We start from the raw sequence: 22293 nt of genomic DNA on the forward strand, positions 1-22293 counted from the left end.
GGCGATGGGTTCGCAGAAAGGCGTGTGACGTGAACAATTTCGGCAAGAACCTCGCGCTCTGGATCATCATAGGGCTGCTGCTCGTGGCCCTGTTCAATCTGTTCCAGAGTTCCTCCACCCGCAGCCCGCAAACGACCGTTCCGTTCAGCGAGCTTCTCGCCGAAGTGGACCGGGGCCAGGTCGCCGACGTGACGATCAAGGGCAACCAGGTTTCGGGCCATTTCTCGGACGGCCGCTCCTTCAGCACCTATGTCCCGCCCGAGGCGGGGCTGGTCGAGCGCCTGACCAACAAGAACGTCCGTATCAACGCGGTCCCCGACGACAGCAACGTGCCGTCGCTGTTCTCGGTGCTGCTGTCCTGGTTCCCGATGCTGCTGCTGATCGGCGTCTGGATCTTCTTCATGCGCCAGATGCAGTCCGGCGGCGGCAAGGCGATGGGCTTCGGCAAGTCGCGGGCCCGCCTGCTGACCGAGAAGGTCGGGCGCGTGACCTTCGACGACGTCGCCGGCATCGACGAGGCCAAGCAGGAGCTGACGGAGATCGTCGAGTTCCTGAAGGACCCGCAGAAGTTCCAGCGGCTGGGCGGCAAGATTCCGAAGGGCTGCCTTCTGGTCGGCCCGCCGGGTACCGGCAAGACGCTGACCGCCCGCGCGGTCGCCGGCGAAGCCAATGTCCCGTTCTTCACCATTTCCGGTTCGGACTTCGTCGAAATGTTCGTCGGTGTCGGCGCCAGCCGCGTCCGCGACATGTTCGAACAGGGCAAGAAGAACGCCCCCTGCATCATCTTCATCGACGAAATCGACGCGGTCGGCCGCCATCGCGGTGCCGGCCTGGGCGGTGGCAACGACGAGCGTGAGCAGACCCTCAACCAGCTGCTGGTCGAGATGGACGGCTTCGAGGCGAACGAGGGCGTCATCCTGATCGCCGCGACCAACCGTCCGGACGTTCTCGATCCCGCGCTGCTGCGTCCGGGCCGCTTCGACCGTCAGGTCGTGGTGCCGAACCCCGACGTGCTGGGCCGCGAGAAGATCCTCAAGGTCCACATGCGCAAGGTGCCGCTGTCCCCGGACGTCGACGCCAAGGTCATCGCCCGCGGCACCCCCGGCTTCTCCGGCGCCGATCTGGCCAACCTGGTCAACGAGGCGGCGCTGCTCGCGGCCCGCATCGGCAAGCGCGTCGTCGGCATGGCCGAGTTCGAGGCCGCCAAGGACAAGGTCATGATGGGTGCGGAACGCCGCTCCATGGTGATGACCGAGGACGAGAAGAAGCTGACCGCCTACCACGAGGCCGGCCACGCCATCTGCGCCATCCATTGCGTCGACAGCGACCCGGTCCACAAGGCCACCATCATCCCGCGCGGCCGTGCGCTGGGCATGGTGATGCGCCTGCCGGAAGGCGACCGCATCAGCCTGTCGCAGGCCAAGCTGCTGGCCGACCTGTGCGTCGCCATGGGCGGCCGCATCGCCGAGGAGCTGATCTTCGGCAAGGAGCGGGTGACCACCGGCGCCTCAGGCGACATCAAGATGGCGACCGAAATGTCGCGCCGCATGGTGACGGAGTGGGGCATGAGCGACAAGCTCGGCCCGCTGCTCTACGGCGAGCCGACGCAGGAGGTGTTCCTGGGCCATTCCGTGACCCAGCACAAGAACATGTCCGACCGCACCGCCCAGTTGGTCGACGAGGAAATCCGCCGCATCGTGGACGAGAGCTACGAGCGCGCCCGGGTGATCCTGACCGAGAACATCGACCAGCTGCACACCCTGGCCAAGGGCCTGCTGGAGTACGAGACGCTGAGCGGCGACGAGATCAACCGTCTGCTGCGCGGCGAACCGATCCTGCGCGACGACGACCGCGACACGGTCGCCGCTCCCCCGCCGCGCCCGACCGCCGGCGGCCGCCGCTCCTCCGTTCCGCCCAGCAGTGGGCAGGAAAGCGGTGGCATGGGTCCGGAGCCGCAGGGTACGTAAGGCTTCGAATAGCTAGACATGAAGAAGGCGGCGCTGCGAGGCGCCGCCTTTTTTCTTGATGGGATGTTCGCAGTGGGTGAGCACATTGCCCCCTCCCTAACCCTCCCCCGCTTTGCGGGAGAGGGAACTTGGCAGCTCTTGTGCTTGCCCCCTCTCCCGCGATCGGACCGGCCTTCGGCCGGCCGAGAGCAGGGGAGGGATGGGGAGGGGGCAGGCTGGCGGAAAAGCCCTCAGAACGCGCCCTTCTGCTCGCGGCGGCGGTCGAGAGCCACGTCGAACTGGCGGAGCAGCTTCTGCATGCCTTCGAAGTAGAGCTTGCGCGAGGGCGTGTTCTTCATGCAGCGGGCATCCAGATGGGCGACGCTGGTCAGCGCCGAGACGCAGTAGCCGAGCAGCCAGTATCGTGAGCGGATGCTGCGCAGATAGTCGCGGAACGGTTCCGGCTGGCCGTTCATGAAGCTGCTGAAGGCGGTCTCGTAGTCCGACAGGATGGTGCGGATGTCCATCAGCGTCGTTTCCAGCAGCTTGCCCACCTTTTCGATGTGCATCAGCAGCTGGGTCTCGTAGGGCTTGTGCATGCGGATGTCGACCGGAATGCATTCCCGCGACTTCAGCCAGGTCAGGATGATGCGGGCGCGCGGGGCGATGCGGCGCAGCTGGTATTCGTAGAAGGTGGTGCCCTTCCAAGCGCTGAAAATGGTGTCGGCTTCCGACCGTTCGATGCCGAAGGCGGACACGAACAGGCCGGCTTCCTCCAGGTTCGGATTCCAGATCGCTTCCAGGAAGCGCTCGATGCTCTGGGCGCTGCCCTGGCTGCCGGACAGCGCCTTGCGGACGATCGGCTCGATGCGGGCGCGGATCAGGCGGCGGAGCTGGTGGTCCTCCTCGTTGCTGATCAGCCAGTGGCGCGGATCGACGTTGACCTTCTCCCCCTCGAAGCAGGTCTTGAGCAGGAAGGCGTCGAGCGACGGGACTTCGTCGATCATCTGCAGCATCTTCATGTCGCCGATGATGCCGTTTTCCTGCGGCCCGTGCTTGATGCCGAACTGCTCTTCCAGCAGCGCCTCGCTGTTGCGGCCGCGCAGATAGACCGCGACACCACCGGATTCGGGCGACTTGGCGTTGTGCGGCACATAGATGCCGGTCTCCACCGGCCGGCTGCCGCCCTCCAGATCCTCGTCCTCCGCCATCGGATCGCCGCCGTCGTCGTCGCGGTCGTCGAAGTTCGGATATTTGAAGAGGATGCAGTTGTTCAGGCCCTGCGCCTTGAACATGCGCTGCTCTTCGGGGATCTCGCGCGTGATGGCGATGAGATTCATCGACACGCTGGAGCCGCCGTAAAGGATCTGCTCAAGAATCGGAGAAACCGAGTCCATTTTCTTACGAGCGCGCATGAATATTACCCAAGTCCGCGAATATTGCGCAAATCATAAACGCCGCCCTCGCAAACGCAAAGAGGGATCGGCGGGCCGATCCCTCTCTTCTTCATGCGATTGCAGGCGCGTTGCCGCCGATCAACCGGGCTGGCCTCAGCCGGCCTTCGGCGTGCCGCCCAGCGAGCCCAGCAGGCTGGCGACCTCGGCCGCCTCGTCCACCGCGACCATGCCGACGGTGTGATAGCCGCTGTCGACATGCATCACCTCGCCGGTGACGCCGCTGCCGAGATCCGACATCAGGAACAGGCCGGCGCCGCCGACCTCCTGGATGGTGACGTTGCGCTTCAGCGGGGCATTCAGCTCGTTCCACTTCAGGATGTAGCGGAAGTCGCCGATGCCGCTGGCGGCCAGGGTCTTGATCGGACCGGCGGAGATGGCGTTGACACGGATGTTGCGGCCACCCAGATCGACGGCCAGATAGCGCACGCTGGCTTCCAGCGCCGCCTTGGCGACACCCATCACGTTGTAATGGGGCATGACGCGCTCGGCGCCGTAATAGGATAGAGTGAGCAGGCTGCCGCCGTCCTTCATGAGCGGCACGGCGCGTTGCGCCACCGCGGTGAAGGAATAGCAGGAGATGTCCATCGTGCGCAGGAAGTTGGCCCGCGTCGTGTCCAGGTACAGCCCGTCCAGTTCGTTCTTGTCGGAAAAGGCGATGGCATGAACCACGAAGTCCAGCCTGCCCCATTCCTTTTCGATGGCGGCGAAGGTCGCATCGATGCTGCCCTCGTCCGTCACGTCGCAGGGCAGGACCAGCTTGGCGCCGACCTGTTCGGCCAGCGGCTTCACCCGCTTCAGCAGCGCATCGCCCTGATAGGTGAAGGCAAGCTCCGCCCCGTGCTGGGCCAGGGTGGAGGCGATCCCCCAGGCGATCGAACGATCGTTGGCCACGCCCATGATCAGGCCACGCTTGCCGGCCATGAGCGGCATCGGATTGGACATCGGAACCTCGTGAACGACGGATGTGCCGCGGCTCCAGCCGCGAAAAGTGCGGCGCATCCTACACGAAAGCGCCCACCGGTCAAACCGACGCGGGTGGTCTTGCCGCAGGAGGCGTCGCATGTCTCTCCTTAAGGACAAGCCCCGCCCCGAGGAGGAGGAGCGCAGCCGCATCTTCGGCGGCCTGAGGGAGCTGGGCGGCTTCTTCGGCCACTCGATGCTGCGCTTCTACAACGACAACTGCTTCCAGACCGCGGCGGCGCTGACCTACACCTCGCTGCTGGCGATCGTGCCGATCATGACCATCGGCTTCGCCATCTTCTCGGCCTTTCCGGCCTTCAGCGCGCTGCAGATGCGCATCCAGACCGCCGTCATCAAGAATCTGGTGCCGGAGATCGGCGACGCGATCCTGGAATATCTCGGCCGCTTCATGGCGAATGCCGGCCAGATGCCGATCTTCGGCGTGATCGGGCTGGCGATATCTGCGGTTCTGCTGATCTGGACCATAGAGGGGTCCTTCGCCACCGTCTGGCGGGTGCGGGAGCCGCGCTCCTACGTCACCCGCATCCTGTCCTTCTGGGCGGTGGTGTCGCTGACGCCGCTGCTCGCCGGGGCCAGCCTGTCGCTGTCCAGCACGCTGTGGACCGCGCTGGAACTGGCGCATCTGGAGGGCGTGGTCCATCCGCTGGCCGGCATCGGCATGCTGCTGCCCTTCGCCCTGCAGCTGATCGGCTGCACGCTGCTGTATCTCGTCATTCCCAACCGCGACGTCTTCTGGCTGGACGCCCTGTGCGGCGGCGCCATCGGATCGGTCCTGCTGGAGGGATCGAAGGCGATCTTCGGCTGGTACATGCGCGAATACCCGGCCTACCAGACCATCTACGGCGCCTTGTCGGTGGTGCCGATCTTCCTGTTCTGGCTGTACATCGCGTGGTCGACGGTGCTGTTCGGCGCGGTGGTCGCCGCCTCCCTGCCGGAATGGCGGGCCGGCAAGGTCACCCGCGGCGGCATGGAGGGGCTGCTGCCGGCCCAGCGGCTGGCGCTGGCGCTCGCCGTCCTGCACGAACTGATGGAGGCGAGCCGGCTGGGGGTGGGCCTGCGCCGCCGTACGCTGGTCGGCCGCGTGCCGGTTGGCACGCTTCTGATCGACGGCATCCTGGAACAGCTGCGCGACGCCCATTGGGTCGCCCACACCACGCGCGACGCCTGGGTGGTGACCCGCGACATGGGCGAGGCGACGCTGCTGGAGTTGATGAAGGCGTTGGGCATCGGCATGCGCGGCTCCGTCCATGGGCTGGGCGGGCTGAACCTGCCATGGCAGGAGCGCACCGCCCGGCTGCTGGATGCTGCGGAAGCCAGCCAGACCGACCTGCTAAGCGTGCCGCTGAAAACGCTGCTGAACGATGACCTGCCGCCCGAAGGGCAGCCGGCCGGGCAGGGGGATCGGCAGGGCGATCGGCAAGGGGCGGCGGGGCCGGTGCCGCTGCGGGCGGTGAAGAAGTAGGCGGTCAGGCCACTGCGGTCGAGCCGGCGGTCGACTGCGGCGGCGGGCCGAACCGGTTTGCCGCGGCATCGCCCTTGGTCACCGTCCAGATCAGGAGGATGATCCAGCCAATCACCGGAACAATCGCCAGCAGCAACCACCAGCCGGACCGGCCGACATCGTGCAGGCGGCGGGCCGACACAGCCAGACCCGGCAGCAGAAGCGCCAAGTTGGTGATGGAACTCAGGGGGCTGACATCGTCGAACGGAAAGAGTGCGACATCGATGATGCTGGTGACGATGCTGAGCAGCACGGTGAACAGGACCCAGAACCAATATTCGGATCGCAATGCGCGACCTGAGAACCCGACATATTGGGAAAGCACCGACCTGACGGCGTCGAAGAAATTCATTGTCCACTACCTCGGCGAATGGCCTGCCGCGATTGGAAAGCCTGATGACGTCACGATCCGCAGGCAATCGGTGCGGTGCAACACTCTCGGTCGACGCAAGTCGGCCCTGGCAGCGGCGTGGTGCCGCGCATCAGGGGTCGGCGCATACGAAAACGGCCCGCCCCGGAGGGCAGGCCGCCTGTCGAAGCCGCCGCATGCACGGCGACCCGATGCTCTCGCTTACTCCAGCCCAGCCTTCTTGCGGACGTCGTAGCTGCGGGTCTTGGCCCACTGTTCGACGAACTTGACCAGTTCGGCATCGGGCGGGTCGGGCAGGACGACCTTCAGCTTCACATACTGGTCGCCCGGCTGCTTGGTGGCTTGGTTCACCACCCCCTTGCCGCGCAGGCGCAGGACGGAGCCGGTGTTGGCGCCGGGCGGCACCTTCACCGCCACCTTGCCACTGATGGTCGGGACATTGACGGTGGCGCCCAGCACCGCCTCGTTCAGGGTGATCGGCACCTCGACGTGGATGTCGCTGTCCTGCCGGGTAAAATGGGGGTGGGATTCGACATGCACCTCGACGATGGCGTCGCCGTTGGGCATGCCGCCCATGCCGGGCAGGCCCTGGCCCTTCAGGCGAAGCTTCGTCTCGTTCTCCGTCCCCGGCGGAATGGCGACGTCGATGCTCTTGCCGTTGGACAGGTTGATGCGGCGCTTCGATCCGTTCGCCGCCTCCACGAAGGGGACGGTGACCGAATAGGAGATGTCGCTGCCGCGAACCTTCGGCCCCGTGGAACCGCCGGTGGAGCCGCCGCCCATCCCGGCCCCGGCCGCGCCGGGGCGGCGCCGGCCGCCGCCGAACAGGTCGGAGAACCAGTCGTCACCGCCGCCGAAGAAGCTGTCGTCGGCGGTGCCGCTGTAGGCCTTGCCCCTGCTGGTCCGGCCGCGGTTGCCGAAGCCCGCGTGCCGCTCCTGCCCCGATGGGTCGATCTCGCCCCGGTCGTAGCGGGCGCGCTTCTCGGTATCCGACAGCAGCGTGTAGGCGGCCGAGATTTCCTTGAACCGCTCCTCGTTGGCGGCATCGCCCGGCTTCAGGTCCGGGTGATGCAGCTTGGCGAGCTTGCGGTACGCCTTCTTGATGTCGTCGGCACTGGCGGACCGGCTGACGCCGAGAACGCTGTAGGGATCGCGCGTAGCCACGGGCAGAGAATTCCCGCCCCAAGGGGGCTCAAGGGTTGCAGGTCGGACGTGTTACGAGTTGCCGATGATCTTCCACGTACCGTCGGCCTGTTTGCAAGTGGTTCCGTACGCCTGCTCCGTCCGGCCCTTGACCACGATGGTCTGCTGGAACTCGCGGCAGTAGGTGCCGGTGTTGCTGTAGCCGTCGCGGGTGGTGACGATGGTGCCGGAATTGCCCGACTGCGGGTTGTTCCAGTTGATGCGGTCGCCGACCGGTGCGGCATAGGCCTGACGGGCCGCGGTTTCGGCATAGCCGGCATCGGCCTTGTCGAGAGAGCTGCCGACCTCGCGGCCGATGAAGGCGCCCAGCAGCGTGCCGACGCCGGTCGCCACCAGCTTGCCCGTTCCGCCGCCGATCTGCGAACCGATCAGGCCGCCGGCGACCGCGCCGCCGACCGTGCCGACCGTTTCCTTCTGACCGCCCGTCTGGCATCCGGCCAGCAGGCCCACGACGATCACGGCCGGAACGACTTTCTTCACGAACATCCTTGCGCCTCGAAAAGGTTGGTTGCCGCGGCACCTTATCGGTGGCTTCGCGGTAGACAGTGATATAAGCGACCCTATCCTTGCTGTGAATTGTGATGAGGCTGTGACCCTTTCGCTTTTGCACAAAGGAAAGCCCCCGCACCCCGCCTGCGGGCGGTGCGGGACCCATCGAAACAGGATCCACCGGCATGACCGACAGCAGCGAGCGCGACCCTTACGAACTCTTCTCCGAATGGATGAAGGAAGCCGAGCAGAGCGAGCCCAACGACCCCAACGCCATGGCGCTGGCGACCGCCGATGCCGGCGGCATTCCGTCGGTGCGCATGGTGCTGCTGAAGGGCATCGATCCGCGCGGTTTCGTCTTCTACACCAACTCCGAAAGCCGGAAGGGCGAGCAGATGCTCGCGAATCGGAACGCCGCCCTGTGCTTCCATTGGAAGACCCTGCGCCGGCAGGTGCGGGTTGAAGGGGCGGTGGAGGTCGTGACCGACGCCGAGGCCGACGCCTATTTCGAAAGCCGCGCGCGCGAAAGCCGCATCGGCGCCTGGGCCTCGCAGCAGTCGCGCCCGCTGGAGGGCCGGTGGGAGCTGGAAAAGCGCGTGGCCCAGTTCACCGCGAAATACGCCATCGGCACCGTGCCGCGGCCGCCGCACTGGACCGGCTTCCGCGTCCTGCCGTTGCGCATCGAGTTCTGGCGCGACCGGCCCTTCCGCCTGCACGACCGGCTCGTCTACCGCCGGGCCGCGGAGGCGACGGACGCGACCTCGCCGGTCTGGACGACCGAGCGGCTCTATCCCTGAACAGAAGCCCTGAACGAAAGCCCGGAAAAGAAGGCAGGTCGTGAGCGAAACCCTGGACAGCGGCGCTCGGGCGGACCGCCTGCGCCGTCGCGCCACCTATGCCAGCGTGGCGGTGGCCTCCACCCTGATCGCGGCGAAACTGGCAGCCTATCTGCTGACCGAATCGGTCAGCATCCTGTCGTCGCTGATCGATTCGAGCACCGACCTGATGGCGTCGCTGGTGACGCTGCTGGCGGTGCGCCAGGCCTTGCGGCCGGCCGACGCCAATCACCGCTACGGCCATGGCAAGGCGGAGGCGCTGGCGGCGCTGGCCCAGGCGGCCTTCATCGCCGGTTCGGCCGTGCTGCTGAGCGTCGAGGCGGTGCGGCGCCTTTTCCGGCCGGAGCCGATCGCCGAGGGGACGATCGGCGTTGCGGTGATGCTGCTGTCGATCGTGCTGACGGCCGGCCTCATCACCTTCCAGCGCCGGGTGCAGGCGGCCACCGGCTCCGTCGCCATCGGGGCCGACCGGCTGCATTATGCCGGCGACCTGCTGATGAACAGCGCCGTCATCGCCGCCATCCTGCTGACGGAAGCGACCGGGCTCGCCATCGTCGATCCGCTGTTCGGCATCGGCATCGCGCTGTTCCTGCTGAACGGTGCCCGCGGCGTGGCGCGCGACGCGCTGGACGTCCTGATGGACCGCGAACTGGGGCAGGACGAGCGCGACCGCATCGCCGCGCTCGCCCGGGCCGAGCCGGGCGTGCGCGGCCTGCACGACCTGCGCACCCGCAACGCCGGCACCGGCTGCTTCATCGAGCTGCATCTGGAACTGGACGGAGCCCTGACCCTGACCGCTGCGCACGAGATCGCCGACCGGGTGGAGCGGCGGCTGCGGGACGCCTTCGTCAACGCCGAGGTTCTGGTCCATCAGGAGCCCGCCGGGCTTGCCGACGACCGGCTGGACAACCGCATCGCCGGCTGAGGGCTTGCCTGCGCGGCCGGCCCTTTCCGCTTCCCTGGAACGCTTGCGGGATGGCCCGTGTGATACGGATCCGTATTGCGGGTAGATCCGTATTCCGCGATCAACCTGTTATGCTGCACAATCCCCAGGCGTAGCCTCTCCTAAAGGTATCCTACCAAAGGACAGGGGGTGCCGGGCCCGTCTCGGACCGCCGGTTCATTGCGAACATGTCTCAAAAGCGCAATAATAGTGCTTGGGAGAAAGCGCTCGGTTATAAAACAGCAAGAATGGTGGGCATAATGGATGGAAGCTTTACGCTTCGGCCGCATCTGATCGCGGACATCGCGACGGAAGCCGGCAATCTCGGCATCGAGATCGCGGACATCGCCGGCCACATCGAGGATGTGAACGCCCGCGTCACCCACCAGTCGGAGGTCTTCACGCAGTTGCGGGACACCGGCGCCAAGATGTCGCGCAGCACGCAGCGCATCTCCGAAGCCTCGTCGGTCGCGCGGTCGGTGACGGAACAGGCCCGGCAGGAGGTCGACAGCTCGCACGACCGGGTGCAGCGGTCGCTGTCCGACATCCATGCGCTGGTGTCCTCGGTGACGGGGATCGAGGGGCAGATCGCCGGGCTGCGCGACGCGCTGGACCGCGTCGGCAAGGTTGCCAAGGAGATCTTCACCATCGCCAAGCAGACCAACCTGCTGGCGCTGAACGCCACAATCGAGGCGGCGCGGGCCGGCGATGCCGGGCGCGGCTTCGCCGTGGTCGCCAACGAGGTGAAGTCGCTGTCCACCAAGACCAGCGAAGCGACGACGGAGATCGACGCGACGCTGAAGTACCTCAACGAGCAGGCCCAGCGCCTGATGACCGAAAGTGCCGCCAGCGCCGCCAAGGCCCGTGCGGTCAGCGAGGGCACGACCGCCATCGGCACGGTGATCGAGACGGTGGGACGCGCCATGCGCGAGCTGAACGGCGAGACCGACAAGATCGACGCCGCCTCCGCCGAGATCGGCGCCAATTGCGGCGAGCTGGAGCACGAGATCGCCGATCTGGCCGCCGGCGTGAAGCTGTCCAGCGACAACCTGGCCCAGGCCCGCGACCGCGTGAACAACCTGGTCGGCATGAGCGAGCGGCTGATCGGCGTCACCGCGGAGCTGAACATCGAGACGGTCGACACCCCATTCATCGCCGCGGTGAAGGACGCCGCCGCCAAGGTGTCCGCCGCCTTCGAGGAGGCGCTGGCCCGCGGCGACATCAGCGAGGCCGATCTGTTTGACCGCAGCTACCAGCCGGTCGCCGGATCGGATCCCCAGCAGGTGATGACCCGCTTCACCCAGCTGTGCGACCGCCTGCTGCCCGGCATCCAGGAACCGGTGCTGTCCTCCAGCGGCCGGATCGTCTTCTGCGCGGCGGTGGACGACAACGGCTATCTGCCCACCCACAACCGGCAATTCAGCCAGCCGCAGGGGCGCGACCCGGTGTGGAACGCCGCCAATTGCCGCAACCGGCGCCTCTTCAACGACCGCGTCGGGCTGGCCGCCGGCCGCAACACCAAGCCCTTCCTGCTGCAGACCTACCGCCGCGACATGGGCGGCGGGAAATACGCCCTGATGAAGGACGTCTCCGCGCCCGTCACGGTGCGCGGCCGCCATTGGGGCGGGCTGCGGCTGGCCTACAAGGTGTGAGGAAAGTCTAGGATCGCGGCTTTCCCCCTCCCTAACCCTCCACCTTACGGTGGGAGAGGGAACCTCGCCCTTCTTGCACTCAGCCCCCTCTCCCGCGCGAGCGGGGGAGGGTCGGGGGAGGGGGCAAGCCCGCTTCGACTTCCTCCCAAGGCTCCTACGGCACCACCATCGTGTACATGGCGGTGAATCGCGCTAAACTCGGCCGACAAAGGGGTTGAGACGGCGCGAACCGGCGCTCTGGAGGCGGGGGAATGGGCTTTACGGTTACCTTCTGGGGCGTGCGCGGCACGATTCCCTGCCCGATGGCCTCGCATCTGGGCTTCGGCGGCAACACCTCCTGCGTCGAGGTGCGGGCCGGCAAGCAGTGCATTATCATCGACGCGGGAACCGGGCTGCGCGCGCTGGGGCGCAAGCTGCTGGCCGAGGGAGTGACCAGCGCCACGCTGCTGCTGAGCCACACCCACCTGGACCACATCAGCGGTTTTCCCTTCTTCGCACCGGCCTACACCAAGGGATTCAGCCTGCGGGTGATCTCCGGCCATCTCACCGGCAGCCCGGACATCGAATCGGTGATGGCGCGCCAGATGGAGCGTCCGCTGTTCCCGGTGCCGCTGCGCACGATGGGCGGCGACCTCAGCTTCCTGGAGGTGCCGCCCGGCCACAGCTTCAAGCTGGAGGGCGGGGTGCGCATCCACACGGCGGCGCTGAACCACCCGGACGGCGCCACCGGCTACCGCATCGAGTATCAGGGGCACTCGCTCGCCTATGTCACCGACACCGAGCATGTGCCGGACCAGCCCGACCGCAACATCCTGAACCTGGTGGATGGGGTCGACCTGCTGCTCTACGATTCGACCTACACCGACGACGAGTGGGCGCAGCGCGTCGGCTGGGGCCATTCCACCTGGATGGAGGCGGTGCGGATCGCCCGCGCCGCCCATGTGAAGACGCTGGGCCTGTTCCACCACGATCCCGACCACGACGACGCCACCATGGAACGGATCGAAGCCGCGGCGAAGGCGGAATTCCCCGACTGCTTCGCCGCGCGCGAGGGCACGACGATCTCACTGATTTGAATGCCCCGATAAAATGACGGCCACAATCCTGATCCTGTTCGGCGCCACCTATCTGGGCATGGCGCTGGGCCGCTTTCCCGGTCTCAGCATCGACCGAACCGGCATCGCGCTGGTCGCCGCCATCCTGCTGCTGGCGATCGGGGCGCTCGACACCGGCCAGCTGGTGGAGGCGGTCGATTTTCCGACGATCTTCATCCTGCTGGGGCTGATGATCCTGTCGGCGCAATATGCCGGCAGCGGCTTCTACGACTGGTGCGCGCTGAAGGTGGCGCAGGCGGCGCGGTCGCCGGCGCGGCTGCTGGCGGTGATCGTGCTGGTCGCCGGCGGGCTGTCGGCGGTGCTGGCGAACGACGTGGTCGTCTTCGCCATGACGCCGATGCTGTGCCTGGGCCTGCTGGCGCGCAAGCTGGACCCGCGGCCCTACCTGATCGCGCTGGCGGGTGCAGCCAATGCCGGATCGGCGGCGACGGTGATCGGCAACCCGCAGAACATCCTGATCGGGCAGGTCGGGCATCTCGATTTCTGGCGCTTCCTGGCGGTGTGCGGCGGTCCGGCGCTGGCCGCCATGCTGATCGTCTACGCCACCGTCTGGCTGGTCTGGCGCGGCCGCTTCGGCGAGCCCGAAGGGGTGGAGGCGAGGGAGGTGGCGCCGGTGCCGCTCGACCGCTGGCAATTGGCCAAGGCGGTGGCGGCGACGCTGGCGCTGCTGGTGCTGTTCACCCGCGACATCCCGCAGGAGCATTCGGTGCTGCTGGTGGCCGGCGTGATGATGGTCAGCCGGCGCATGGCCAGCCGCGACATGCTGGGCATGGTCGATTGGCACCTGCTGGTCCTGTTCGCGGCCCTGTTCGCCGTCAACCATGCGCTGGGCCTGACCGGCATCCCGGCGGCGCTGGTCGGCGACCTCCAGGCGGCGGGGTGGCTGCCCGACCGGCTGGCGGTGATGGTGCCGCTGGCGCTCGCCGGCAGCAACAGCATCGGCAACGTGCCGGCGGTGATCCTGCTGCTGGCCGCCTGGCCGAACCCGCCGGAAGGGGCGCTGTACGGGCTGGCTCTGCTGTCGACGCTGGCCGGCAACCTGCTGCTGCCGGGAAGCCTCGCCAACATCATCGTGGCGGAACGGGCGGCGGCGTCCGGCGTCCGGCTGGGCTTCGTCGAGCATGCCCGCTGCGGCGTGCCGATGGCGCTGCTGTCGATGGCGGTGGCGGCGGTCTGGCTGTGGGCCGGCGGCTGGATGGCCCCGTAAGCGCGAAATTGCAGCCGAAGAGCTGTGACCTGTGATCGTATCGTAACTTTTTAAAGTGCAAGGCTCTTCTTCGAACTGCGACAATTGGGGTAATCTCTTCGCGCACCGGGGGAGGGCGCGCTGTGAGTTTGGTCGTCCAGTTCATGGAATTTATCGAGAGCGCGCCGAATCAGTCGCTTCGCGCGCTGAGCGACCGCGTGCTGCGCAAATGCCGCGAGGTGACGGGGGCAGAGGCCGGAACGGTCTTCATGCTGCGCGGGCAGGGGCGAAGCCGCCATCTGGAAGCGGTCAGCGCCCAGAACGACGTGATCCGCGCCAAATCCGCCTTGTTCACGATGCCGGTGGACCAGACCTCCATCGTCGGCTATGTCGCGGCCACCGGCGAGACGCTGCTGCTCGACGACGCCTACGTGATTCCGGAGGAGCGGCCCTACCGATTCAATCCCGCCTTCGACCAGCGCACCGGCTTCCGTACCCGCTCGATCATGGCCTTTGCGCTGAAGGGGGCCCGCGACCGGCCCATCGGGGTGGTGCAGCTGATCAATCGCCGGCCGGTGCCGGGGGAGGCGGGGCCGCCGGCCTTCCTGTCCGACCATGAGCAGATGATCGCCCCGGTCAACCACATCGTCGGCCGTGCCCTGGAGCGTGCCGCGACGCTGGAGCGGCTGACCGAGCGCAACCGCGCCCTGACCAGGGAGCGCCGCCGCGTCGCGGAACTGCAGGCGGAGACGGAACGCGCCTTCATGGTGTCGGTCAACCTGCTGGCCCGCGCCGCCGAGGTGCATGACGAGGACACCGGCAACCACATCCTGCGCGTCAACGAATATTCCTACGCGCTTGCCGGCTGGGCCGGCTGCAGCCGCGCCTTCTGCAAGGAAATCCGCTTTTCCGCCGCCCTGCACGATGTCGGCAAGATGAGCGTCGATCAAGCGGTCCTGCACAAGAAGGGCCGGCTGGACGAACGTGAACTGGCGGAGATGCAGCGCCATCCCGTCTACGGCCACGACATCCTGATTGCGTCCGACCGGCTGAAGATGGCCGCGGACATCGCGCTGTGCCATCACGAGCAGTGGGCCGGCACCGGCTATCCCCACGGGCTGAAGGGGGAGGAGATCCCGCTCGCCGCCCGCATCGTGGCCATCGCCGACTGCTACGACGCCCTGCGCAGCGCCCGTCCCTACAAGCCGTCCTTCAGCCATGAGAAGACGGTGGACATCCTGTTGAACGGCGACGACCGGCTGGACCCGAAGGTGCATTTCGACCCCCGCCTGCTCGCCCTGTTCGCCGCCCGCCATGCGGAATTCGATGCGATCTGGGTGGCGCTGAAAGACCAGGAGAAGGTCGAAGCCTGAAGAAGGGCGGAGGCGAAAGGCCGCCCATGACGGACACTCCCCTTGATCCGTATCAACGCAAACGGTCAGTGTTGCGGGTGAAATGGCGGGGCAGAGGGAGCGACCATGAAGTATGTCGAAGAGTTCCGTGATCCGGTCCTTGCCCGCAACGTCGCCGCCGCCATCGCGCGGGAGGTTCGGGCCGACCGCTCCTATCATCTGATGGAGTTCTGCGGCGGGCACACCCATGCCATTTCCCGCTACGGCATCCCCGATCTTCTGCCAAGCAACGTCCGCATGATCCATGGGCCGGGCTGCCCGGTCTGCGTTCTGCCGGTGGGGCGGATCGACGATGCCATCGCGCTTGCCCGCCGGCCGGAGGTGACGCTGTGCACCTATGGCGACGTCATGCGTGTGCCCGGATCGGGACGGCTCAGCCTGCTGAAGGCCAAGGCGCAGGGCGCCGATGTCCGCATGGTGGTGTCGGCCGACGCCGCGGTGCGCATCGCCGCGGAGAATCCGGGCCGCCAGGTCGTGTTCCTCGCCATCGGCTTCGAGACGACGACCCCGCCCACCGCGCTGGCGGTGCGGGCCGCGGCGGCGCAGGGGCTGACCAACTTCACCGTCTTCTGCAACCATGTGCTGACCCCCTCGGCCATCCAGGGCATCCTGTCGGGTACGGAGGAGGGACTGTCGCTGGACGGCTTCGTCGGCCCGGCCCATGTGTCGGTCGTCATCGGGTCGGAAGCCTATGCCCCGGCCGCGGCGGAGCATGGCAAGCCGGTGGTGATCTCCGGATTCGAACCGCTGGACGTGCTGCAGTCGATCCTGATGCTGGTCCGCCAGATCAACGACGGGCGGGCGGAGGTGGAGAACCAGTTCACCCGCGCCGTCACCGCCGACGGCAACCGCAAGGCCCAGGCGCTGGTGGCCGAAATCTTCGAGACGCGCCCGTCCTTCGAATGGCGCGGCCTGGGCAGCATCCCGCACAGCGGGCTGAAGCTGCGGGACGCCTATGCCGCCTTCGACGCCGAACGGCGCTTCCCCATCGCCGGGGCCAGCGTTCCCGACCACAAGGGCTGCGATTGCGGCGCAATCCTGCGCGGCGTGAAGCGGCCGGTCGACTGCAAGCTGTTCGACACCGTCTGCACGCCGGAGAATCCGATGGGCTCCTGCATGGTCTCGGCCGAAGGGGCTTGTGCCGCGCATTACACCTATGGGCGGTTCCGAGACGCCTGACCGGACGGCATCCGGCCGGCCGGGCGGTTGCGACCTTTCACCGCAGACCGTCCACCGCAGGCTGGACGAATGCCATGCGGTTCAACATGATGCATATGAAACAATCCGCCAGACCCCTGATCGGTCCGGTGGAGAACGGCAGACGTCGAAAGACATCGCACTTCATTCCGGGAGGGTCCGCATGACCTACAAGCACATTCTCGTCCACCTCGACAGCAGCCCGCATGTCGAGGCGCGGCTCGACGCCGCCATCGCGCTGGCGCAGCGCCACGGCGCTTTCCTGCGCGGGCTGTTCGCCCAGGGCGACCGCAACGCCACCAGCGTGATCGCCCGCCGGTCGAGCGACCATCTGGTCGAAGCCTCGGCACGCAGCGAGGCACTGTTCCGGGAGAAGCTGGCGGCGGCCGGTCTGCAGGGCCAATGGCACGGCCTGACCCACGGCGAATACAACCACGTCATCCGCGAGGTCATCATCTGGTCGCGCTTTGCCGACCTGACCGTGCTGGGCCAGTATGATCGCGAGGCCGGATCGCAGGCGGCGCCGGAGGAACTGAACGAGCAGGTGGTGCTGAACTCCGGCCGTCCGGTTCTGGTCGTTCCCTATGCCGGCCGCTTCCCGGTGATCGGCAAGCGCGTCGCCGTCGCCTGGAACGCCGAGCGCGAGGCCGCCCGCGCCCTGTCCGACGCCATGCCGATGCTGGAGAAGGCCGACGAGGTGACGGTGATCACGGTTCTGACCCAGGCCTCGGGCTCCACGGCGGAGGCGCCGCGGGTCGGTCTTCTCGACCATCTCGCCTTCCACGGCGTGACGGCGGAGCAGACCCATTTCACCGTCACCGACATCGGCGCGATGGACGCCCTGCTGGCCCGCGCCATGGACACCGGCGCCGACCTGCTGGTGATGGGCGCCCACGGCCATTACGGCTTCCCGTTCCTGCACCGCGGCAGCGGGACCCGGCACGTCCTGCGTACCTGCCCGGTGCCGCTGCTGCTGTCGCATTGAGCGTGGGGATGGGGGCTGAGGTGAGAGCGTGCCCTTTTGCCCCCTCCCCATCCCTCCCCCGCTTCGAGGGAGAGGGGGCAGGACGCTTGCGGGAGTTCTGCAGGTGAGCGGCGGAAGTCCCCTCTCCCGCTCTCGGCGGACCGAAGGTCCGTCCGATGGCGGGGGAGGGTTAGGGAGGGGGCAAATCGCGCCCTCCTCCCCCAACAGGTCACGCCATCTTCACCCCGCCCAGGAAGCTCTCCACCTCCTGGCGCAGGCGGGTGGATTCGCTGCTGAGATGGTCGGCGACGCTGCGGACCTCCCCGGCGGCGCGGCCGGTATCGCCGGCGGCGCGGGTGACACCGACGATGTTGCTGGTCACCTGCTGGGTGCCCTGCGCGGCTTCCTGTACGTTGCGGCTGATTTCCTGGGTCGCGGCGCTCTGTTGTTCCACTGCGGAGGCGATGGTCGCGGAGATCTGGCTGATCTCCGTGATGATGCGGCCGATCTCGTCGATGGCGGCGACAGCCTCGCGGGTGGCGCCCTGGATGGTGGCGATCTGGCCGGTGATGTCCTCGGTCGCCTTGGCGGTCTGGTTGGCGAGGCTCTTCACCTCGCTTGCCACCACGGCGAAGCCCTTGCCGGCCTCGCCGGCGCGGGCGGCCTCGATGGTCGCGTTCAGCGCCAGCAGATTGGTTTGCGACGCGATGTTGTTGATGAGGTCAACCACCTCGCCGATCTTCTGGGCGCCTTCGGCAAGGCTGGAGACGACGGTGTTGGCGCGGCCGGCGCCGCTGACCGCCTGTTCGGCGACGCGGGTCGATTGCGAGACCTGGCGGCCGATCTCGGCGATGGAGGAGGACAGCTCTTCCGCCGCCGCGGCGACGGTCTGGACGTTGGCGGAAGCTTGCTCGGCGGCCGACGCCACCGTGGTGCTCTGGCGGTTGGTCTCGTCGGCGGTGGAGGTCATCGTTCCGGCAGACTGCTGCATCTGGGTGGCCGCACCCGACAGGCTCTGGACCACCGCGGTCACATTGCTTTCGAAGGCGCGCGTCAGCTCTTCCAGCCGGGCGGCGCGGCGGGCCTTGGCCTCCTCTTCGGCGCGCTGGGCGGCGGCGAGGCGGTCGGCCTCGATGGCGTTGCGCTTGAACACGTCGACGGCCTCGGCCATGGCGCCGACCTCGTCGCCGCGGCCGACGCCGGGAACCTCGACCGACCGGTCGCCGCCGGCCAGCCGGCTCATCGCGGCGGTCATGGCGACGATCGGGCTGGCGATGGCGCCGCGCAGGAGCATGCCGGCGGCGATGGCGACCAGAACGGAGGCGAGCGCGCCGACGATGGCGGTTGTGTAGCCGGTGGAGAAGGCAGACCGCTGTTCGGCACTCCGCTCGCTCAACAGCGCACGTTCCGCATCCTCGATCTGCACCACCAGCGCGCGGATGCCGTCCATCGACGATTTGCCGAGCGCCTTGGCCTCCATCGCGCGGGCTTCCTCGCGCGTTTCGGCCTTGGACATCAGGGCGATTTCCTTCTCGGCCACGGTCCGGCGCCAGGTTTCGGCGTGCTTGCGCAGATCCTCCAGCCGGGCCTGCTGCTGCGGATTGTCGGCGGTCAGCGACTTCACCTCCGCCAGCGCGCGGTCAAAGTCCTGCCCGCCCTTGCGATAGGGGGCCAGGAACGCATCGTCACCGCTGACCAGATAGCCGCGCAGGCCGGTTTCCTGGTCGATCATCGCCGCCAGCACCGCATCGGTGGTCTGTAGCACCCGGTAGGTGTGGATCGTCCAGCCGATCGAGGACTGGATCGAAGATAAGGTCGAATAGTTGGCGATGCTGATGATGCCGGTGATGGTGATCAGGGCGGCAAAGGCGGCAAGAAGCTTTCCGCCGATACGAAGGTTGATGAACCAGGACATCTTATTGCGCCTCATGTGACCGAATGGGCTACTTGCGTGCGCGGACAATCGCCTCGCCCGAGGAATTGGACCCGAACGGGTAAGTTCCTAACCCGATCGAATGTTCCGTCTGATACGGCGGCGGCCCTGATTCCGATCATCGAAAATTTTACGTATGTCGAAATCTTCGGTCTATTACATAGAGACTATACCAGTTTTCCAGGTCAAGCGGCAGCAACGGTCCGGCACCGTCCTGCAGCCGAGGAACGCGTTATTTGCGATACAGGGGGATGGATAGGTCAAAGTGTCGCATGGACTTGGCGACAGCCTGGATCAGCGACGCAGCCGCATGTCGATGTGGGGAATCCCGAAATCGTCGTAGGACTCGGTGATGCGGACGAAGCCGAATCCGCCGTAGAAACGCTCCAGATGCTGCTGTGCACCGATGACGACATCGCGCTCCGGCCAGCGCTCCGCCAGCACTGCCAGGGATTCGGCGACGAGCGCGCGCCCCAGTCCGGTGGAACGCTGCGACGGATCGACCGCCAGCCTCCCGAAAGAGACCGGGGCATCCGGGCCTTCCTCTTCGGGATCGAGACAGCGGGCGCAGCCGACGACGGCGCCGGACGCGTCGGTGGCGATCAGGTGCAGGGCGCCGGGATCGCGGCCGTCGATGTCGGGATAGGGCGAGGCCTGCTCGACCACGAACACCCGGCTGCGCAGGGCCAGCAGGTCATGGAGTTCGCGAAGGCCGAGCGCGTCGAAAGCGACGCGGCGGATGGGCGGACTGGACATTGGGACGGTGTACCGGTCAGGCGATCGCGTTGCGGATCATGTAGTCGGCGATGTCCTTGGGCTTGACCTTGACCTCGGTCAGCGGCTCGTCGGCGGTCATCGCCTTGGCGACCAGCAGGCTGTTCTGCACATTGGTCATGGCGATGCGGAAGACGCCGGCGGCGCCCTTCAGACGCGGGTAGTAGGTGGGGTCGATCACCTTCTCGCGCCGGCCGAGACGGGCCAGCGCGGTCTCCTCGTCCAGCCCGTCGATCTCCTTGGACTCGATCAGCTTCCAGTCGGTCTCGCCGCCCCAGCCGGCGGAGACGGCGGATTTGACCGCCGCCTCATCCTCGGCGACGCCCAGCTTGAAGATGTGCTTTCCCTGTCCGACGTCGGACGCCCATTTGGTCAGGGCGGCGCTGCGCGCAACGAAGACGACGGCCATGACGACTCGATCCTCTTGAGGAGAAAAGGTTGGAAGCGGGTTACTGCAGCGACGACTGGCGCGCGATCGGCGTGATCAGGATGCGGGTGACCACGTCCTTGCCGAACATGGCGACCACCGATTCGTCGATGCGGCGGCGCAGGGCCGGGACGTTGGCGATGTTGCCGCGGACGATCCAGCCCTCGTCGATGCCCTTGTAGATGGCGGTCAGCACGGCGTCGTGCAGACGGGGAATGCTCAACTGCACCTCTCCCAGCCGCAAGGCGTCGCCGATCTCCAGGTTCACTTCCACCTGGGTGTATTTCTCGATCCGGCCGGCGTTCACTACCGGAACCATCAGCGGCTTGATCCGCACCGACGGGGGCAGGGCGCCCGGCGCCCCTTCGGCCGCGGACGCGGGCAAGGCGGCGGTCAGGACGCCGGCCAGCGACAGCACTCCGACCAGAGCGGCGCGGGCGGCGCCGGAAAAGCAGCGGGCCGGCGTGCTGTTCGAAAGGAAATCGGCAGGCTGAAGGCTGCGCATCAAGGAGCACCGCGAAGGACCGGAAGGTGTTGAATCCTACCGGTCCGGCGCGGTGCTTGCAACCTTGGCCCGGGCCCCTGGGGTCGGCCCTGATGCGGCCGGTCAGCGCATAGGCGCGTTCGTCAGGCGGCCTTCTTGCCGCTGGCGGCGATGGCCTTCTTGTTGACGTCGCCGATGGCCAGCTTGTTCAGCAGCGAGTCCGTGTCCTTCTCTTCCTGGAGGGTCTCGTCCAGCAGCTGGGCGACCTTGTCCAAGCCGCAGGCGGTGGCATAGGCGTGCAGCGTGCCGTAGCTGGCGATCTCGTAATGCTCCACCTTCTGGGCGGCGGCGATCAGGGCGGCGTCCTGCACCTCCGGGGCGAGGCCCATTTCGAGGATTTCCTGGGCTTCGCTGATCAGCCCCTCCATCGCGTCGCAATGCTTGCCGCGGGGGCGGGTGTCCAGTTCCTCGAAGACCTGCTGAAGCCGCTCGATCTGGCCGTTGGTCTGTTCGAGGTGGGTTTCGAAGGCCTGGCGGAGCTGGTCGGAATGGGCAGCCTTGATCATCTTGGGGAGGGCCTTCGTGATCTGCTTCTCGGCGTGGTAAATGTCGCGGAGATCCTCGATCAGCAGATCCTGCATCGTCTTGGCAGCCATGGTGACGGTCCTTCCTCGCTGTGGATGTCCGTCCGGCGGGCGTTTGCGGAGCGGGGAGCTCCTGCGCGCCGGATCGGCAGCGTGGACAACAGCGGCGACGGCCGGGTGTTGCAGTCTCGAACGGGGACTGGCCATCGGGCAAATGGGCAGGCGAATGGGTGCCGAAGGAGGGTTCATATGACGGCAGGCAATGGGGACGGCGAGGTTCTGTTCGAGTTTCAGCGGGTCGGCAGCTATCTGCGGGTCACGGCCATCGACGCCCAGACCGGCGTGGAGGTGACCGTGGCCGGTCCGGCCACCGGCAGCCAGGAACTGCTGAAGCGGACGGCGATCAACAAGCTGCGCTTTGTTCAGAACAAGGGGGTCCAGAACAAGGAGGCCCAGAACAAGGAAGCCAAGGCGGCGCCGGGCCAGAAGCCGGGCACCAAGACGCGGCCGGGCGGGCTCTACTGACTTTCGAACGGGGCCAGAAATCGGAAAGCGCGATCGGAAAAAAGAAAACGCGCCGCCGGTCGGGACCGGACGGCGCGGATCGAAGTCTGGCTTTGCTGATGGTGAGCGCCGGCATGCCCCCGCCGACGGTCCAAGCTGTAACGCCGGATCGCCGGTCGTAGAGCGAACCGCTCGACCCCGACAGTAGACCTATGCCTGCCCGTTGGCACTGGCGCAGGGGGTGTAACGCTTGTAGAACCGCGCATCGCTGAACGAATGGCGCATAAGAAGGGCGTTCTTCCGCGCCGTCCGTTCGGATCGCGATCGGCGGATTT

General features: G+C 67.0%; 21 protein-coding genes. 11 read left to right on the forward strand and 10 right to left on the reverse strand.

What is annotated here, in order from left to right; all coding sequences use genetic code 11:
• Positions 1 to 29: 29 nt before the first annotated feature.
• A complete protein-coding gene (gene ftsH, locus ACWPKK_RS03450; protein ID WP_324865864.1) occupies positions 30 to 1967 on the forward strand; it encodes an ATP-dependent zinc metalloprotease FtsH in 1938 nt (645 codons plus the stop codon).
• Between the two features lie 230 nt (positions 1968 to 2197).
• Here the strand turns inward: ftsH and ACWPKK_RS03455 are convergent, their stop codons facing one another.
• Entirely contained in the window at positions 2198 to 3286 is a 1089-nt protein-coding gene (locus ACWPKK_RS03455; RefSeq protein ID WP_452004708.1) for a hypothetical protein, read from the reverse strand.
• A 210-nt stretch (positions 3287 to 3496) separates the two neighbouring features.
• Positions 3497 to 4345 carry an enoyl-ACP reductase FabI gene (fabI, locus tag ACWPKK_RS03460; RefSeq protein WP_452001050.1) on the reverse strand — a complete coding sequence of 283 codons (849 nt, stop codon included), beginning with the start codon at positions 4343 to 4345 and terminating at the stop codon, positions 3497 to 3499.
• A 118-nt stretch (positions 4346 to 4463) separates the two neighbouring features.
• Between fabI and ACWPKK_RS03465 the strand changes: the two genes are divergently transcribed.
• Positions 4464 to 5846 carry a YihY family inner membrane protein gene (locus tag ACWPKK_RS03465; RefSeq protein WP_452001051.1) on the forward strand — a complete coding sequence of 461 codons (1383 nt, stop codon included), beginning with the start codon at positions 4464 to 4466 and terminating at the stop codon, positions 5844 to 5846.
• Between the two features lie 4 nt (positions 5847 to 5850).
• Here ACWPKK_RS03465 and ACWPKK_RS03470 read toward each other — a convergent pair whose 3' ends face one another.
• The 3 genes from ACWPKK_RS03470 to ACWPKK_RS03480 form a co-directional block, all read right to left on the reverse strand.
• Complete coding sequence (locus ACWPKK_RS03470) at positions 5851 to 6237, reverse strand: DUF805 domain-containing protein (RefSeq protein ID WP_452001053.1); 387 nt, start codon at positions 6235 to 6237, stop codon at positions 5851 to 5853.
• Between the two features lie 219 nt (positions 6238 to 6456).
• Entirely contained in the window at positions 6457 to 7419 is a 963-nt protein-coding gene (locus ACWPKK_RS03475; RefSeq protein WP_452001055.1) for a DnaJ C-terminal domain-containing protein, read from the reverse strand.
• 51 nt (positions 7420 to 7470) lie between these two features.
• Positions 7471 to 7944, reverse strand: coding sequence for an RT0821/Lpp0805 family surface protein (locus ACWPKK_RS03480; protein ID WP_452001057.1), 474 nt, complete (start codon positions 7942 to 7944; stop codon positions 7471 to 7473).
• Between the two features lie 188 nt (positions 7945 to 8132).
• Between ACWPKK_RS03480 and pdxH the strand changes: the two genes are divergently transcribed.
• The 8 genes from pdxH (at position 8133) to ACWPKK_RS03520 (ending at position 17273) form a co-directional block, all read left to right on the forward strand.
• On the forward strand, positions 8133 to 8744 hold the full coding sequence (gene pdxH / locus ACWPKK_RS03485; protein ID WP_452001059.1) for a pyridoxamine 5'-phosphate oxidase: 612 nt from the start codon (positions 8133 to 8135) through the stop codon (positions 8742 to 8744).
• A gap of 40 nt (positions 8745 to 8784) precedes the next feature.
• Complete coding sequence (locus tag ACWPKK_RS03490) at positions 8785 to 9708, forward strand: cation diffusion facilitator family transporter (RefSeq protein WP_452001061.1); 924 nt, start codon at positions 8785 to 8787, stop codon at positions 9706 to 9708.
• A 278-nt stretch (positions 9709 to 9986) separates the two neighbouring features.
• Positions 9987 to 11378, forward strand: a complete 1392-nt coding sequence (locus ACWPKK_RS03495; protein ID WP_324864487.1) for a methyl-accepting chemotaxis protein — start codon at positions 9987 to 9989, stop codon at positions 11376 to 11378.
• Positions 11379 to 11629: 251 nt separating this feature from the next.
• Positions 11630 to 12454 carry an MBL fold metallo-hydrolase gene (locus ACWPKK_RS03500; RefSeq protein ID WP_452001063.1) on the forward strand — a complete coding sequence of 275 codons (825 nt, stop codon included), beginning with the start codon at positions 11630 to 11632 and terminating at the stop codon, positions 12452 to 12454.
• Positions 12455 to 12467: 13 nt separating this feature from the next.
• Complete coding sequence (locus ACWPKK_RS03505) at positions 12468 to 13700, forward strand: SLC13 family permease (RefSeq protein ID WP_452001065.1); 1233 nt, start codon at positions 12468 to 12470, stop codon at positions 13698 to 13700.
• A gap of 122 nt (positions 13701 to 13822) precedes the next feature.
• Positions 13823 to 15052 (forward strand): HD domain-containing phosphohydrolase, encoded by a 1230-nt coding sequence (locus ACWPKK_RS03510; RefSeq protein ID WP_324864493.1) that lies wholly within the window; start codon positions 13823 to 13825, stop codon positions 15050 to 15052.
• Between the two features lie 105 nt (positions 15053 to 15157).
• Positions 15158 to 16270 (forward strand): hydrogenase formation protein HypD, encoded by a 1113-nt coding sequence (hypD, locus tag ACWPKK_RS03515; protein ID WP_452001066.1) that lies wholly within the window; start codon positions 15158 to 15160, stop codon positions 16268 to 16270.
• Positions 16271 to 16451: 181 nt separating this feature from the next.
• Positions 16452 to 17273: a universal stress protein gene (locus ACWPKK_RS03520; protein ID WP_452001068.1), complete on the forward strand. Its 822-nt coding sequence runs from the start codon at positions 16452 to 16454 to the stop codon at positions 17271 to 17273.
• Between the two features lie 208 nt (positions 17274 to 17481).
• Here the strand turns inward: ACWPKK_RS03520 and ACWPKK_RS03525 are convergent, their stop codons facing one another.
• From ACWPKK_RS03525 to ACWPKK_RS03545, 5 genes are all read right to left on the reverse strand, one after another.
• Positions 17482 to 19167 carry a methyl-accepting chemotaxis protein gene (locus tag ACWPKK_RS03525; protein WP_452001070.1) on the reverse strand — a complete coding sequence of 562 codons (1686 nt, stop codon included), beginning with the start codon at positions 19165 to 19167 and terminating at the stop codon, positions 17482 to 17484.
• A gap of 312 nt (positions 19168 to 19479) precedes the next feature.
• Positions 19480 to 19941 carry a GNAT family N-acetyltransferase gene (locus ACWPKK_RS03530; RefSeq protein WP_452001072.1) on the reverse strand — a complete coding sequence of 154 codons (462 nt, stop codon included), beginning with the start codon at positions 19939 to 19941 and terminating at the stop codon, positions 19480 to 19482.
• 16 nt (positions 19942 to 19957) lie between these two features.
• On the reverse strand, positions 19958 to 20368 hold the full coding sequence (locus ACWPKK_RS03535) for a hypothetical protein (protein WP_452001074.1): 411 nt from the start codon (positions 20366 to 20368) through the stop codon (positions 19958 to 19960).
• A 40-nt stretch (positions 20369 to 20408) separates the two neighbouring features.
• On the reverse strand, positions 20409 to 20891 hold the full coding sequence (locus ACWPKK_RS03540) for a hypothetical protein (protein WP_452001076.1): 483 nt from the start codon (positions 20889 to 20891) through the stop codon (positions 20409 to 20411).
• 122 nt (positions 20892 to 21013) lie between these two features.
• Positions 21014 to 21526 (reverse strand): YciE/YciF ferroxidase family protein, encoded by a 513-nt coding sequence (locus tag ACWPKK_RS03545; protein ID WP_149223252.1) that lies wholly within the window; start codon positions 21524 to 21526, stop codon positions 21014 to 21016.
• Between the two features lie 177 nt (positions 21527 to 21703).
• Here ACWPKK_RS03545 and ACWPKK_RS03550 point away from each other — a divergent pair, with 177 nt between their 5' ends.
• Entirely contained in the window at positions 21704 to 21979 is a 276-nt protein-coding gene (locus ACWPKK_RS03550) for a DUF6898 family protein (RefSeq protein ID WP_452001077.1), read from the forward strand.
• The last annotated feature ends 314 nt before the right edge of the window (positions 21980 to 22293 follow it).

This window comes from Azospirillum largimobile (assembly GCF_977007025.2).